Here is a 13,625-nt window from a genome sequence, read left to right as displayed (position 1 = left end):
AGGTCTAATAGTATAAACCGATTATACCCGGCTGATCTTGCTTCCCAGTTTAGCGTCGAACTCTTCTTCTGAGGCAGTGCCGGTCAGGTCCATGGCCTTCAGTGATAACCTGGCGCAGGCATCGGCATCGGAGGCGGCACGGTGGTGCAGGAAATCGATGCGGTGCATGTTGCAGAGCGTTTTCAGGTCGTACTTGTGCATGCCTTTCCAGATGTTTTTGGAGAATTTCAGGCTGCACGAATAACGCGCTTCCGGCAAAGGTATATTGTAGGTGGCAAGGGTTTTGCGCAGCACACTCATATCAAAGCTGGCATTGTGCGCGATCAGTAGTTGCCCCTCCAGGTAAGGCTGCAGCACCGGCCAAAGCTCCCTGAAATCGGGCTGGTCTTTTACATCGAAAGGCCGTATGCCATGCACCGCTACGTTAAAGGCATTAAAGTGCGGGTAATACAAAGGCTTTATCAGCCAGGAGCGTGTTTCTACGATCTGCCTTTTCCGAACAACCGTTACACCAATCTCACATGGGCTGTCACGCTGCGGCGTGGCCGTCTCAAAATCCAGGGCTACAAAATCCATGGCCAAAGGTAAGGATTAATGCAGACAAGCTTTTAATAAAGGCAGCGGTAAACTGTATTTCTTACTCCAGCCACCAGTCCTGCCGAGGTACCTTTTTGTGAAGTATAACCCGCTCCCCGATGCGCGGAGTGGCAATAGGTACGCCCAGTTCCCTGGCCTCTGCCGTTACCCGCTCGATCGGGTCGGTCCAGGGGTGCAGGGCCAGGGCAAAGGTTCCCCAATGGATGGGCATTAAGAGTTTGCCTTTCAGGTCCTGGTGTGCCTGCACGGTTTGCGCCGGCATCATGTGTATGTTGGGCCACAGTTCGTTGTACTGGCCGCACTCCATCAGGGTAATATCAAAAGGGCCATACTTTTGCCCGATCTCTTTAAAGCCATCAAAATAGCCGGAATCGCCGCTAAAAAAGACCTTGTCCTTGCTGCCAAGTATAACCCAGGAAGTCCAGAGGGTTTGCATCCTGTCGCTAAAGCCACGGCCTGAGAAATGCCGTGCCGGTGTGGCAGCAAAGGTTAAACCCTGAAAAGTAGCTTCCTGCCACCAGTCCAGTTCGGTGATCTTATCTGCTGGCACCCCCCAGCGCTCCAGGTGGGCTCCTACGCCGAGGGCTACATAAAAGTGTGTTGTTTTAGCAGTTAGTTCTTTAATGGAGCCGTAGTCCAGGTGGTCGTAGTGGTCGTGCGAGATCAGGACGGCATCGATGTGCGGCATCTGCTCCAGGGAGATGGGCAGTTCAGAAAAGCGCTTCGGCCCCATAAAACTGAAAGGAGAGGCCCTGTTGCCTAGCATGGGGTCCAGGAGAAGGCGCTTGCCGTCTATCTCCACTATAAAAGCCGAGTGCCCGAGCCAGGTAATAACGGTGGCTGTATCCCGGGTAGCGGCGATCTTAGCGGAGTCCAGTTTGATGGCAGGGAGCATATGGTCGGGGGTAAGGCTATCATTGCGTCCGAATAGCCTGGAGGTGATTGCTTTGACAGTCCCGTTAAAGCCAAGGTCCATGTTCGTTTCCACGGGGTTCCGGAACTCGCCGTCGTAATAGTTAGGCGACTGCTGTATCGTTTGCCTGCGTGCCCCTTTTGCTTCTGCCCCAAACTGCGGGGAGAGGCTCATCAGAGAGCAGCCTGCTACTGTAGCCAGCAAAATGAGGGCGCTGAATAAATAAAATAGTGTCTTAAGTGGTTTCTTCATCAGGTATGAACAGTCTTGCACCTGTTCTGTGCCGTTTTAATGCCAATATAAGAAGACATGTTAAGCTTCATAATGTTTTCTTCCAAGATCAGCTCCTGGTTGTGTGTTGCAATGGTTGCGCTTTTTCTGTTTTAACCAACTAAGAGGCTGTTTTGAATTTATTCGTTAGGCTGCAAAGTTGATTTTACGAAACCTGGCTTCGTCTCTTTTTCGCGCCATAGCGCTGCTATGCCACTCAAATGGAACATCCAGAAGAATTTCGGGGAGGAGTCTCGCCAGAACCCTTAAAATCTCCTTTTCGCTTCCAACAATAAAATCAAAACAGCCTCTAAAGACTGCATACCAGAGTTGTACAGCAAGTATAAACCACATTTGGTAGGGCCATCCTAAACCAAAACCTGAAACTGCAGACACGTAAACGAGATAAAGAACTTTGACTATCGCTTTTTGTATGCTCAATTACATTGACATTCTGCTGTTGCTGATCATTGTGTCTGGTGCTGTAACCGGCTGGCGGCGCGGGTTTATATTTGGTGTGCTGGACCTGGTACGGTGGGTGGGTTGCCTGGTAATAGGTTTGCGTTTTTACCCCTACGTGGCGAACCTGCTGGCCAGGTTTATCTACCTGGAGGAAGTATGGCTGCTGCCGGTGGCTTTTTTTATAGTGGTGCTGCTGGCAGGTATGCTGCTTCATTTCCTGGAGTCGCTGTTGTTGCAAAGGCTGTCGCCAGCCATACATGCCCGTAAACTAAACCAGGTGATGGGGCTGGTGCCGGGACTGCTGAACGGAGCAATTACCGTGGCCATAGCGGCCGTACTGCTGCTGGCTATTCCGCTGCCTGGCGGCCTGAATGCCAGTATGCACCAGAGTACAGTAGCCAACCGTTTTGCAGCGTACGCTTACCGTGCCGAGGCAGCACTGGCCCCTGTATTTGAAGATGCGGTGCAGCGCAGCTTAAATAACCTTACTATAGAGCCAGGCGCAGCCAGAACAATAGAACTCCCTTATAAAGTAAAGCAGCCGGTGCCGCAGCCGGAGTTGGAGACCAAAATGCTGGAACTGCTTAACCAGGAACGCATTGCCAATGGGCTCAAGCCCCTGCAAGCCGATACAGCTCTCCGTTCCGTTGCACGGCAGCACAGCACCGATATGTTCAGGCGAGGTTACTTTTCCCATTATTCCCCCGAAGGATACGACGCCGGGGACAGGATAAGAGAAGCCGGGGTTCGTTTTTTAGTATCAGGAGAGAACCTGGCGCTGGCACCTACGCTAACCATAGCCCACGAAGGCCTGATGGACTCCCCGGGGCACCGTGCCAATATACTCGGAGCACGCTACAGCAGGGTAGGAATAGGTGTAATGAAAGGAGGCCCCGGCAAACTCATGATCACGCAGAACTTCAGGAACTGAGGAGAAAAGGCAGTATTAAGCTCAATTGTCCCCTAGAGGGCAGGGGCGTTTCATTCTCTTTTATTCTGTCATCCTGAAAGGAACTTGGTTGCTGGGAGGATAGCTTAACCTCCCAGCAACCAAGTTCCTTTCAGGATGACAGAAGTTTTTGACCTCTTTTTATAAGAATGAAACGGCCCTACCCTTGAGGGAATTACAGGGGTGTCAGCAATGTCCGGAACTGCTCAGTGCCTCGTTTAAAAGTATAAGCCCTATTAACCTAAACACCCCTATGGTCCTCTCAAGAGGCCAGTTTCTCATGACTAAAACAACCTCAATGGCATTAGGAGGCACAATCTGCAGGCTTCGAACAGTAATGCCCCCGCCCCTCCTTTTCCAAGGAGGGGAGCTTTGCTACTACTTTGCCATATGTATGAGTTTAATAGCAGACGTTTGTCATCACCTTGCTTAACCTCCCTCTCCTGTTTTGGGGGTAGGGGACCTCGATAAAAGGAGAGGGCTGGGGTGAGGTAAAATTCTCCGCCTTGGTTAAAGTCAGAGATTCGGAAGAGGGGGCAGGGGTGGTTGGATACCGTCCTGCAGAAAGTCCTGCATATCTTTTCTAATCTTGAAAATCCTGATTCAGACAATTATTCCCTTTTCCCCGTATAGAAAGTAAAAGCTACATTTTCGCGTAAATAGCACTATCATCTATGATCATTTTTTGGACGTTGCTTATAGGGGCACTACTCGGGTATGTGTTCGGCCACTACATAAAACCAAACTACCGTTTGCAGAAAGCCATCATCGAACTCCGGCAGAAAAGTATAGCTGCCCTGGAAGAAGGTAATAAAGGCATCTATAAAACGGTTGTTACAGAGCATAATCAATCGTCGGAGCTGGTAGTAGAGGTAAAGGAACTGGCGGTTACGCAAACCGGGCTGGTAAAAGTTGAATACCTGAGCGCACAGTATAAAAACCCTGTTTTCCGGACTAAAAAAGGCGAGGCCCTGCTGCGCGAAGTACACGACCTGCTGGGAGAATACCTGCCCCTGGAGGAAATAGAGTGGTACGAAACCACCGAACGGCACGAGAACATCAAAAAATACCTGCATACGTTAGATACCTATCCTAAAAACCAATTCGGAACCTGAACACCATGGGAGAAAAAGACATCACGATTGCCGAAAACAAAGAACTGATTCAGCAAAAAGCGCTGGCGATCTCTAAAACAATCGACCCGAAGAACCCTGAAACCCTGAGCAATTTTGGCGTGGAAACACAGCGTAAGCTCGGCCACTACTCCAACGAGCTGCTTAGTAAAGTAAAAGCCAAAGACTCCGGCGATGCCGGTACGGCCATTAACGAACTGCTGGCCCAGATCAACATGATCAAAATTGACGATCCGGAAGAGAAGCGCGGCTTTTTATCGCGCCTGCCATTCGGCAAAAAACTCCAGGACAGGGCCAAGCGCATAGCCAGCCAGTATAACTCTATCTCTGAGAACGTAGATGATGTGGTGATTAAGCTTGAAAAGACCCGCCAGAGTGTAATGAAGGATACTACCAGCCTGGAGGTAATGTTTACCCAGGCAGTAGAGTATATTCATGAGATAAGGGCAGTGATTGCAGCTGGTAAAATGAAAATTGAGGAACTGGAGAACGATACTATTCCACAATTACAGGACGAAGTAGAAGCCAGCAACCAGGACGAACTGGCCGTGCAACGCCTCAGCGATATGGTGGCCTTTAAAGAGCGGCTGGAGAAAAAAGTGCACGATTTTATGCTGTCTCATACTATTGCCACCCAGTCGATGCCGCAGATACGCATGATACAGACTGCGAACGATGTGCTGGCCCAGAAGATACAGAACTCCATTGTAACGGTGATTCCGGTATGGCGCCAACAGGTAGCTATTGCCCTGGGGCTTGAGAAACAACGCAAGGCCCTTGAAATACAGAAAAAGATAACCGACACGACCAATGAGATGCTCCGCAAGAACTCAGAGCTCCTCAAAAAGAACGTGGTGGTAACTGCCCAGGAGAATGAACGCGGCATTGTAGATGTGGAGACCCTGAAGAAAGTGAACCGCGATATGGTGGAAACGCTTGACCAGGTGATCAAAATATCGGAAGAGGGAAGCAAGAAACGGGAAGAGGCCGTAAAAGAGCTGGCTGCCGTGCAGGAAGAACTGAACAGTAAGATCATCGGTACGTTCGGAAAGTCGAAGCAGATAGAGGTGGAGTAAAATATGGCAGTTTATAGAAGTGATCATCATCATAGCGAGCCTACTGCAAAGGAACGTATACTTACAGCTGAGCAGGAGGAGTTGCTGGACCTTTACCTCCAGAAGCTTGATACTTTTTTTGAAGAACTGAAAGAAGCGGAGAAAACTGAAGTAGCCATTGAAACCCTGCACCTGAAGCGTATACTTTCTGGTAAAAAGGAATAAGCCTGAAATTGACTCTTGCAGCAAAAGGATGCGAGCTAAAGCTGGCTAATTAATCCTATTATGTTATCCCGACGATAGAAGAGATCTATCTGAAATTAATACAGCAGGAATTCTATTTAGATTTCCCGCGATGCCCGACATGACAAGCTCGCTCAATCGGCTCTAAGCAATCAGCCTAAGTGCATCCTGTCAGGGGGATGAAGCAGAGATGAAATAGTTGCCTTATTATTGTTACCCCCGTACAGAACAGGGCCGTTTCATTTTAACAAATAAGTGTCTATAGCACGAGCGTCCTCGCCCTGAAGCAAGTCCGGGTCTGCGACGCTTAACTGGCTATAGCATGGGCCTCTGACCCAGTCGGATTGCAAATCCGACATGATAGAAAGTTACGGATTGCAAATCCGCGCCAGCAACTAGTAGAATGAATAGTACTGCCGTACAAATTACGTAAACAAAGTATAAACTTTTAGCAAAGTATAACCGGCTCCAGATGATCAACTTTTTTCGCAGCCTATTCGGAATTGGCAGGCCAGCGGGCAACAGAACGGTGGCGGGTGCGCCTGTTGCGCCGGATGCAAAGGAGGCTGTTTATATCAAAAACTCCCACCGAAGGCTGAACACCCTGAATGAGCTATACTTAAAGTATAAAAGTACGCCCCATGCAGAAAAGATTAAAGCCGTGCTGGAGAAAACTAAAAGCATAGATGCTTACCTGCTGGCCAAGAAAAGGGTGCACGAACTTGAACTGTTCCATATACAGCACACCGATCATTTTATTAATACCTATGCGGTGATCATAGAAGTATACCTGCGCCACGCTGCGCCTGCGATAGTGTCAACACCTGTACAGCAGCCTGCTGCTAAAATAATACCACCGCCGCCACCGGCCCCACGGCAGCAAAAACCTAAAGTATACCCACATACCATGTCTCGCCCTTTTGAAGACAAGGTAGAAGACGTGCTACGTAAAATAGAGAATGAAACGATAAAGGGTTTCCATACTGCCCAGAAGGTAACTGAAATGGTACGCCGTGTGGCTGGCCAGGCGCCTTATACTCCTCCCGCAGCTACAATGAATACAACAAAAGCACAGCCTTTGTCTGTTCCTGTGATCTCTATCGATACTTACTCTAAAATATACTATGTAAAAGAACAAGGGGTAGAAGGAAATGTGTCCGGAGAGATTGGGTTTACATCAACAGCAGAAGAAAAAGAAATATTTGTAGCGCACATAGCTATGCGGCTGGGTATAGACCAAAGCCTGCTAAAATACCTGGGCAATACCATCCTCACCATCCCTGGCGGACCTGTTGCCTATATGCCTGTTATTTACTGGAAAGATTGCGCCTATGCCATCAGTATGCACGATTACCGCCTGTTCCCGGTTAATACCTATCGCTCAAAACGCTGAAACAGCGTCATAAAAATTTATTTAGATTTATTGAGAGTTGTAAATGTCTTTGGGTTAATTAGTTATAAATTTTATACCATTTTTATATATTGATTCTTAAATATTTTTCATGTCGTTAAATCCAGTTGAACATGTTGTGGCGTAAGTGCAGCATATCAAAACATAGACATGAAAAAACTACTATTCGGATTAATGTTGGTAGCTGGAGCTACTACATTAACACCTGCCGCAGCGCAGTCGCAAAATTCAGTAATGGTTGGCGGTGAAGCCATGTACACTACCAAAGACATCGTAGACAATGCCGTAAATTCTAAAGACCACACTACACTTGTTGCAGCTGTAAAAGCCGCCGGCCTGGTAGAGACGTTAAAAGGCAAAGGCCCGTTCACGGTTTTCGCTCCTACAAACGATGCTTTTGAAAACCTGCCAGCCGGTACTGTAGAGACCCTGCTGAAGCCAGAGAACAAAGCAACCCTTACCAAAGTGCTTACTTACCATTTGGTACCAGGGCGTTTAGATGCTGCCAAACTGATGAGTGCTATCAAAGCTGGTAAAGGCAAAGCTACGCTCAAGACTGTAAGCGGCGGTACGTTAACAGCCATGATGAACGGAGACAGAAACATTATCCTGCAGGACGAGAAAGGTAATAAGTCAAACATCTCGGTTTACAATGTGCAGCAGTCCAACGGTGTTATACACGTGTTAGATACAGTGCTTTTACCTAACTAAAATTAAAGCCCCATATCCCCTAATAAAAAGAAGCCACTTTATGAGTGGCTTCTTTTTTTGTGCAGTGTTGGAAGGTATGTTTTGCAGAGTTACTTGCCGATGCAGAAAGTGCCTTGTATGCGTATTTATTTGTTTGTTTACCACTTATGATGATTGCGTGGCAATTGAGGATTGATAGCAGAAGTGATGACCTTAATTGACATTTGAATCTTAAGTGCTCGTTTAATTTTATCGTACCAAATAGCGTTTTCATCCCAGGTATAAAAGTACTGGATTCGGATATTATGGACATTATTATTTATCCTCCTATCTAATTAACATAACGTCTGTCATAGTTGCAAGCTTCCTTATATCTAGAATTGGAGCTAAGGTTTTAAGGACACTGATGGGAGGCGAATTGCCTGTAAACCCATTTATACACTACTATGAACACGTTTAAACATCATATTTGCTGCGCTGAAAGCCTTGGCTGCACAAATCTGTGCGTGTTCTGAAAAGATTCGATAGCTGTACAAAAGATAGAGGACACTTTAGTAATGCAGCCTTATGTGCGTTGGTCTAGCGATGAAACTGGCTGTCAAATAAGTAAAATGGCGGTGTTGGAATGGGACAATTGCTGTGTTCGTGATTAGAGAGCGTGAAACGCCTTGGTTTCCTCCTCATGCAGCATCCAGGGACTATGACTGAGAGGCAACAGCAGGCTTTTGTATGAGGCAAGAGATGTGATCATCGACTGGCTGATCTGATTGGTAGTTAGAGCTTTTGGTCAGCAAGAAGAGGTGCGGTCGCGGAGCGGGTCGTAGTAGCTGGGAGGCTGTCGAAAGGCAGTGGAATCAAGTGGGTGGCCTAAGCCAATTTCATCCGCAAGAGACAAATAGTAATAGGGCAGTTGCTTTCTATGAAGTAAAGTCACAATCAATTTTATTAGGATAGTAGGCAGGCAGGACTTGCCCCGCAACGCTAAAATTTTGTGAGTCATGAACGAACTATGGAAGCTGCTGGGAAACTAACTAACAGCATGAATAACCTTGACTGCCCTTGAGGCATTCTAGCCGCTCTGTGTTGCAATTTTGGGCTGGCCTTACTGTCGCTTCATTACGTGATGACTCTAATAATGATCCCATATTTCTTGTCTCTCGCGTTATATGAGATAAGACGATAGCCTGTCATGAATTACGTGACAAAAAAATAGCAGAACAAGCGTCATAATACTTGAGAGGTTTTTGCCCGATACCACCGCTTCTGCTGTTTAACTTTACAAGATGATTTTGTCCAGAGGCAAGTAAACTGTTTTTGAGGAAATCAAGCATGCTGCGCGCAAGGCGAGATTACCGCGGCAGACCTCTTGTGTGACAGTTAGTTTGGATAAAACAAAAGGCCTACACACTAGGGCACGTTCTGCCTGCTTCCAAGAATGCCCTACCCCACGGCCTTCTAAAATGGAAGCGCAAATAATCTCTCATGTGAAATTAGTGTTTGCCTAAATAGGAGTTGTAGCTGTTGCCTGGGCTAATTCGAACTGAATATAATTATAGTGGGGAGTCGGTAGTAGAATATGGATAAAACCCTTCAAAGTCCCAAGTTTTATTTGTTCTTGTTAGAGAACAGCAACGACCTTATTTCCATTATCGATGAACAGGGAAATTACCAGTTCGTCGGAGGCTCGGTCAAGGCCATACTGGGCTACTCTCCTGAAGAAATGGTAGGCAACTGCGCCTTTGGCTACATCCATGAGGAAGATCGAGATGCTACGGCGGGTGCACTCAATAACGCGCTGGGGGAGAAGCTTGCCAGCCTTCCCTATTTCAGGTTCAGGCACAAAACAGGAGAGTGGCGGTGGATGGATTGTACCGTGTCCAATATGGTCGATAACCCTTTTATCAGGGGGTATGTTACGAACACACGGGATATTACGGAAAAAGTGGAGGAAGAGCGGCGCAAACTAAGGGCGCAGGCTCACTATGAGTCCATGTTCTACAACCACCCGGATGCTGTCTTCGAACTGCACAGTGATGGCTGCTTTACTAAAGTCAACAGCAGCGTTTCACAAGTGCTTGGCTATGAGGACAGCCAGATTTTGGGAGTTCATTTCAGCAGGTTCGTTCATGAACAGTACCTGCCCCTGGCCATGGAGGCTTTTGTGAGCACCATGCAAGGGAATAGCCGGTATCTTGAGTTGCAAGCCGTTAGGCAGGGTGAAGAGAAGGTATACCTGGGTATTACTATTATGCCGGTTATCGTGGAGGGGGAGATTGTGAGTATTCAGGGAATAGCCAAGGACATTACGCTTCAGAGAAAGCTGGAGGAGGTGGAAAGGGAGCAGGCTGAGCAGCTTAGAAATATAATGGAGAGTGTGCCGGAGTCATTTTTCTCATTAGACCAAAGTTGGCATTTTACCTACGCCAACGCGCATTATGCCTCTTATATTGGGAAAAGCAGGCAGGAGATCGTGGGGAAATGCATTAAGGAGGTGTTTCCGGCTGCAGCTGATCTCTCCACGTTTTACAGTGAGTGCGTGAAGGTACTGCAGACAGGCCTACCTTCCAGTTTTGAGGAGCTTATATATTATGGTGATGGGAGAAGGCTGAGCTTCCAGGTTTTTCCTTCCCGCAATGGGGTAAGCGTTAATCTGGTGGACGTAACGGAAAAGGCTGCTGAGAAGAACAGGCTTGAAAAGCTAGCGCTGGTGGCTAGCAAAACGACAACTGGGGTGGTGATGCTAGACAGGTTTGGCAGGATTGAATGGGTGAACAGCGCCTTTGAGGAAACGACGGGGTATGGCTTACAGGAAGCTTACTGGCAGTATCCCGGTGATTTGCTCGGAGGGGAGGAGGCAGAAGGCCTGGTGCAATCCAAAATCAGGAAAAAAATGGCCAAGGGAAAACCCTTCAAGGGGGAAGTAGTCAATTACTCGAAAAATGGGCAGCAGAAGCGCTTTAAATTAGAAATTATCCCTGTGCTGGGAGAAGACGGTCAACCGGTAAAGTACATTTCCATTCGATACGATGTCACGGAGATAAGGCAGAAGGAAGATCAGCTCCTTAAAATCACAAGGGATCTCTCCGAGCAGATCAGGAACCTCCAGCAGTTCAGTTACATGGTCTCCCATAACCTTAGGGCACCGGCAGCAAATATCCAAGGGCTTGTGGCGCTAATAGGTGCGCTAAGTAAAGACACACCGTTTTTTGATGAGGCGGTCTCAAAGCTTGCCTTGGCCGCTGGCAATCTAGACGTAGTCATACGCGATATGAACCACATCCTCTCGATCAGAGAGCGGAGCAGCTTGTTGAAAACGGAAGCGGTTAACGTGCTGGAGGTTTGTGAGGAAGCATTAAGCTGCGTGCTCCCTAGGCTAAAGGGAGGAGGGCATACAATATCGCTGAACATTAACAAGAATTTTACCCTGAGTTCGAACAGAGTCTATCTTCTTGAATCGCTGAAGCAGCTGTTCTCGAACGCGGTGAAGTTCAGGCAGGCAGACAAGGAACTCATGCTGGAGGTAAACCTAATCCAAATGAAGGGGAAGACAGAATTAACCATCCGGGACAACGGCATTGGGATGGACATAAGCCTGGGCAACAAAGATATATTTCAACTTTACAAGAGGTTCCACCAGGGGTATGAAGGGAGGGGCGTCGGCCTTTTTTTAGTAAGAACCTACCTGGAGGAGCTTGGCGCGACCATTCGTGTGGAGTCAGCGCCAGCACAAGGAACCACATTCACATTAAAATTTAAATGCCATGCTTAAAAAAGTTTATATCGTGGATGATGATCCGCTCTCGCTCTTCCTGGCAAAGAATATCCTGACACTATACAATATCAACTGCAAAAGTTCATGTTATATTGATGCTAACCAGGCTCTTGACCAGCTAGTTGAGGATGCGCTAACGGGTGATTTGCCGGACCTAGTTCTGCTGGACCTTAACATGCCGTTGATGAGCGGGTTTGAGTTCCTCAGAAGGCTTGGCTCTGTGTGTAGGGGATTGGAAATGGAGTGTTTTGTCGCCATACTTACCTCTTCTATAGACGAGGAGGACAAGAAACGGTGCGCTGAGAGCGCTCTGGTAATAGACTTTTTAGAAAAGCCATTGACTAATAGTATGTTGCATACTATCACTAAAGCAATAACAAAAAAAAATGGCCCTCTGCCTGACAACGTACCGGGAAGAGAACAAATATAATTTACGCTGATTTAATTATGGGGCATAACATACAGAACTCCACAGATGAAGCCCGAAAGAAGGTGCTTAGGGAGTTTGAGAACCTCAATATGGCGCTGTTCCACAACCACCCGGACGCCATATACATGCTAGATCTGGAGGGAAGGTTCCTGATGGTAAATGAGGTAGTTTGCCAGGTGTCGGGCGTGGGGCGGGAGTTGCTGCTTGGAAGCAGCTTCGAGCCGCTGATCCACCTTAAGTATAGAGCCTCTACAATAGAGAGTTTCGAGATGGCCATCAGGGAGTCCCCCCAGCGTTACGAAACGGCCGTTATTACGCCTGAGGGTATAAAGTACCTGGACGTGACCAACTTCCCTTTTAGATCAGGGGACCAGGTGCTGGCAGTATTCGGTATTGCCAAGGATATTACCGAGAAACGACAAAAGGAGGTCGAGCTTCGTGAGCAGAAAGCGCTACTGGAGGTCGTACATGAAGAGGTGGAGATTTTTAGAAAGGTGATCGCACATGACCTGAGAAAACCAGTGGCAAATGCCCTTGGGTTCGCCCGTCTTTTAAAGGAGGGCGTACTGGCAGCCGATGAGGAAACGGAAGCAAAGTGTTTGTTACTCGGTACTGTGGAAGCCTTGGATACCATGGTGCGGGACCTGAATAAGGTAATGGCCCTTCGCTCAAAGGGGGAAATGGCGCAGGAAAAAGTGGAAGTGCTGAAGGCTGTCAGTGAGCTATTGATTTCATTTGAAAGTGAAATAAACAACATAAAGGCCTCCATTTCGGTGCATGTTGATCCAGGCCTCCATTTACTTACTGTTAAGGCTTACTTCTACAGCATCCTGCGTAACCTCATAGCAAATGCTTTAAAATATCATGCCCAAGGTCACTTGCCGGAAATTACCATTAAGGCGTGGCCCCGGGAAGGTAGTAAGCTGGCAATCAGTGTAGGTGACAACGGCATCGGCATGGATATGGAAGCTGTTGCTGACAGATTATTTAAGATGCATACGCGTTTTGCACCTCATATGGCTGAAGGGAGTGGCTTGGGACTGTATATCGTAAACCAACAAGTAAAGCTGTTGAATGGTACGGTGACCGTAAGCAGCGAACCTGGCATTGGCTCAGAGTTTACCGTCTGCCTACCGTTGAATTAAATGCTTGATTATGATTGATAAGGTGATGCTGATAGATGACGATGTTTTTTGCAACAGGTTGAACACGCTAACGATAGAGCAGCTAAAGTTTGCAAAAGCCACTATGGTGTTTGAATGCGCTGAGGAGGCGTTGGACTACCTCAGGCAACAGGTTAGGCATGGGAAAGAAGAGACTTTCCCTGATCTGATTCTGCTGGATTTAAGTATGGCGCACATGAATGGTTGGGACTTCCTGAACCATTTTGATGAGTTTCCCGCTCGATACAAAAACAGGACCAGCATTTGCATTCTTACCTCCAGTATAGCTGTTGTCGATAGGGAGGCAGCTGCTTTACGTCCTGATGTGATAAGTTACTTAGTAAAGCCCCTCTCTTCTGATGATCTGAAGATGATTGTTTCTAGCATGCCGCCACTACTCCGTAAATCAAAGTTCTAATTAACTCAAGTTGCGAGCTACTCAATTACTTGAGCTAGCGTGTAGGCGAAGATAAAGAGGATTAGCTTTAGGATGAATCCTTCGGCTGTGACGGCATGGATCTTCCTGGGGAAGAAGCC

Annotated in this window: 13 protein-coding genes and 1 pseudogene; 10 read left to right on the top strand and 4 right to left on the bottom strand. The window is 47.5% G+C overall.

From position 1 onward, the window contains the following. Positions 1–21: 21 nt before the first annotated feature. The 3 genes from K0O23_RS17695 to K0O23_RS17685 form a co-directional block, all read right to left on the bottom strand. Complete coding sequence (locus tag K0O23_RS17695) at positions 22–576, bottom strand: 3'-5' exonuclease (RefSeq protein WP_219878789.1); 555 nt, start codon at positions 574–576, stop codon at positions 22–24. Between the two features lie 61 nt (positions 577–637). Beyond that, positions 638–1,762, bottom strand: a complete 1,125-nt coding sequence (locus K0O23_RS17690; RefSeq protein ID WP_219878788.1) for an MBL fold metallo-hydrolase — start codon at positions 1,760–1,762, stop codon at positions 638–640. A 165-nt stretch (positions 1,763–1,927) separates the two neighbouring features. Next, entirely contained in the window at positions 1,928–2,221 is a 294-nt protein-coding gene (locus tag K0O23_RS17685) for a hypothetical protein (protein WP_219878787.1), read from the bottom strand. Between K0O23_RS17685 and K0O23_RS17680 the strand changes: the two genes are divergently transcribed. From K0O23_RS17680 to K0O23_RS17635, 10 genes are all read left to right on the top strand, one after another. Then, positions 2,214–3,173 (top strand): CvpA family protein, encoded by a 960-nt coding sequence (locus K0O23_RS17680; protein ID WP_219878786.1) that lies wholly within the window; start codon positions 2,214–2,216, stop codon positions 3,171–3,173. The genes K0O23_RS17685 and K0O23_RS17680 overlap by 8 nt on opposite strands. Positions 3,174–3,865: 692 nt before the next feature. After that, positions 3,866–4,306: a YhcB family protein gene (locus tag K0O23_RS17675; RefSeq protein ID WP_219878785.1), complete on the top strand. Its 441-nt coding sequence runs from the start codon at positions 3,866–3,868 to the stop codon at positions 4,304–4,306. A gap of 5 nt (positions 4,307–4,311) precedes the next feature. Then, positions 4,312–5,400, top strand: a complete 1,089-nt coding sequence (locus tag K0O23_RS17670; RefSeq protein ID WP_219878784.1) for a toxic anion resistance protein — start codon at positions 4,312–4,314, stop codon at positions 5,398–5,400. A 3-nt stretch (positions 5,401–5,403) separates the two neighbouring features. Beyond that, complete coding sequence (locus K0O23_RS17665) at positions 5,404–5,604, top strand: hypothetical protein (RefSeq protein ID WP_219878783.1); 201 nt, start codon at positions 5,404–5,406, stop codon at positions 5,602–5,604. Between the two features lie 490 nt (positions 5,605–6,094). After that, positions 6,095–7,015, top strand: a complete 921-nt coding sequence (locus tag K0O23_RS17660) for a hypothetical protein (protein WP_219878782.1) — start codon at positions 6,095–6,097, stop codon at positions 7,013–7,015. Between the two features lie 168 nt (positions 7,016–7,183). Further along, on the top strand, positions 7,184–7,744 hold the full coding sequence (locus tag K0O23_RS17655; protein WP_219878781.1) for a fasciclin domain-containing protein: 561 nt from the start codon (positions 7,184–7,186) through the stop codon (positions 7,742–7,744). Positions 7,745–9,299: 1,555 nt separating this feature from the next. After that, a complete protein-coding gene (locus K0O23_RS17650; RefSeq protein WP_219878780.1) occupies positions 9,300–11,492 on the top strand; it encodes a PAS domain-containing sensor histidine kinase in 2,193 nt (730 codons plus the stop codon). Continuing rightward, positions 11,485–11,925, top strand: a complete 441-nt coding sequence (locus K0O23_RS17645; RefSeq protein WP_219878779.1) for a response regulator — start codon at positions 11,485–11,487, stop codon at positions 11,923–11,925. The genes K0O23_RS17650 and K0O23_RS17645 overlap by 8 nt, the downstream gene beginning before the upstream one ends. 17 nt (positions 11,926–11,942) lie before the next feature. After that, positions 11,943–13,070 (top strand): sensor histidine kinase, encoded by a 1,128-nt coding sequence (locus K0O23_RS17640; RefSeq protein WP_219878778.1) that lies wholly within the window; start codon positions 11,943–11,945, stop codon positions 13,068–13,070. 10 nt (positions 13,071–13,080) lie between these two features. Further along, complete coding sequence (locus tag K0O23_RS17635; RefSeq protein WP_219878777.1) at positions 13,081–13,506, top strand: response regulator; 426 nt, start codon at positions 13,081–13,083, stop codon at positions 13,504–13,506. A gap of 17 nt (positions 13,507–13,523) precedes the next feature. Here K0O23_RS17635 and K0O23_RS20605 read toward each other — a convergent pair. Beyond that, a pseudogene (locus K0O23_RS20605) lies at positions 13,524–13,625 on the bottom strand (IS982 family transposase); the annotation flags it as partial.

It is taken from the genome of Pontibacter aydingkolensis, from assembly GCF_019443125.1.
In the GTDB taxonomy this organism is placed as follows: domain Bacteria; phylum Bacteroidota; class Bacteroidia; order Cytophagales; family Hymenobacteraceae; genus Pontibacter; species Pontibacter aydingkolensis.
This window is presented reverse-complemented; position numbering and strand designations above follow the sequence as displayed.

What these genes read in the sequence shown, in the direction of transcription:
- K0O23_RS17695 (WP_219878789.1), bottom strand. Translation starts at nt 576, where the DNA reads ATGGATTTTGTAGCCCTGGATTTTGAGACGGCCACGCCGCAGCGTGAC.
- K0O23_RS17690 (WP_219878788.1), bottom strand. Translation starts at nt 1,762, where the DNA reads ATGAAGAAACCACTTAAGACACTATTTTATTTATTCAGCGCCCTCATT.
- K0O23_RS17680 (WP_219878786.1), top strand. Translation starts at nt 2,214, where the DNA reads ATGCTCAATTACATTGACATTCTGCTGTTGCTGATCATTGTGTCTGGT.
- K0O23_RS17675 (WP_219878785.1), top strand. Translation starts at nt 3,866, where the DNA reads ATGATCATTTTTTGGACGTTGCTTATAGGGGCACTACTCGGGTATGTG.
- K0O23_RS17670 (WP_219878784.1), top strand. Translation starts at nt 4,312, where the DNA reads ATGGGAGAAAAAGACATCACGATTGCCGAAAACAAAGAACTGATTCAG.
- K0O23_RS17665 (WP_219878783.1), top strand. Translation starts at nt 5,404, where the DNA reads ATGGCAGTTTATAGAAGTGATCATCATCATAGCGAGCCTACTGCAAAG.
- K0O23_RS17660 (WP_219878782.1), top strand. Translation starts at nt 6,095, where the DNA reads ATGATCAACTTTTTTCGCAGCCTATTCGGAATTGGCAGGCCAGCGGGC.
- K0O23_RS17655 (WP_219878781.1), top strand. Translation starts at nt 7,184, where the DNA reads ATGAAAAAACTACTATTCGGATTAATGTTGGTAGCTGGAGCTACTACA.
- K0O23_RS17650 (WP_219878780.1), top strand. Translation starts at nt 9,300, where the DNA reads ATGGATAAAACCCTTCAAAGTCCCAAGTTTTATTTGTTCTTGTTAGAG.
- K0O23_RS17645 (WP_219878779.1), top strand. Translation starts at nt 11,485, where the DNA reads ATGCTTAAAAAAGTTTATATCGTGGATGATGATCCGCTCTCGCTCTTC.
- K0O23_RS17640 (WP_219878778.1), top strand. Translation starts at nt 11,943, where the DNA reads ATGGGGCATAACATACAGAACTCCACAGATGAAGCCCGAAAGAAGGTG.
- K0O23_RS17635 (WP_219878777.1), top strand. Translation starts at nt 13,081, where the DNA reads ATGATTGATAAGGTGATGCTGATAGATGACGATGTTTTTTGCAACAGG.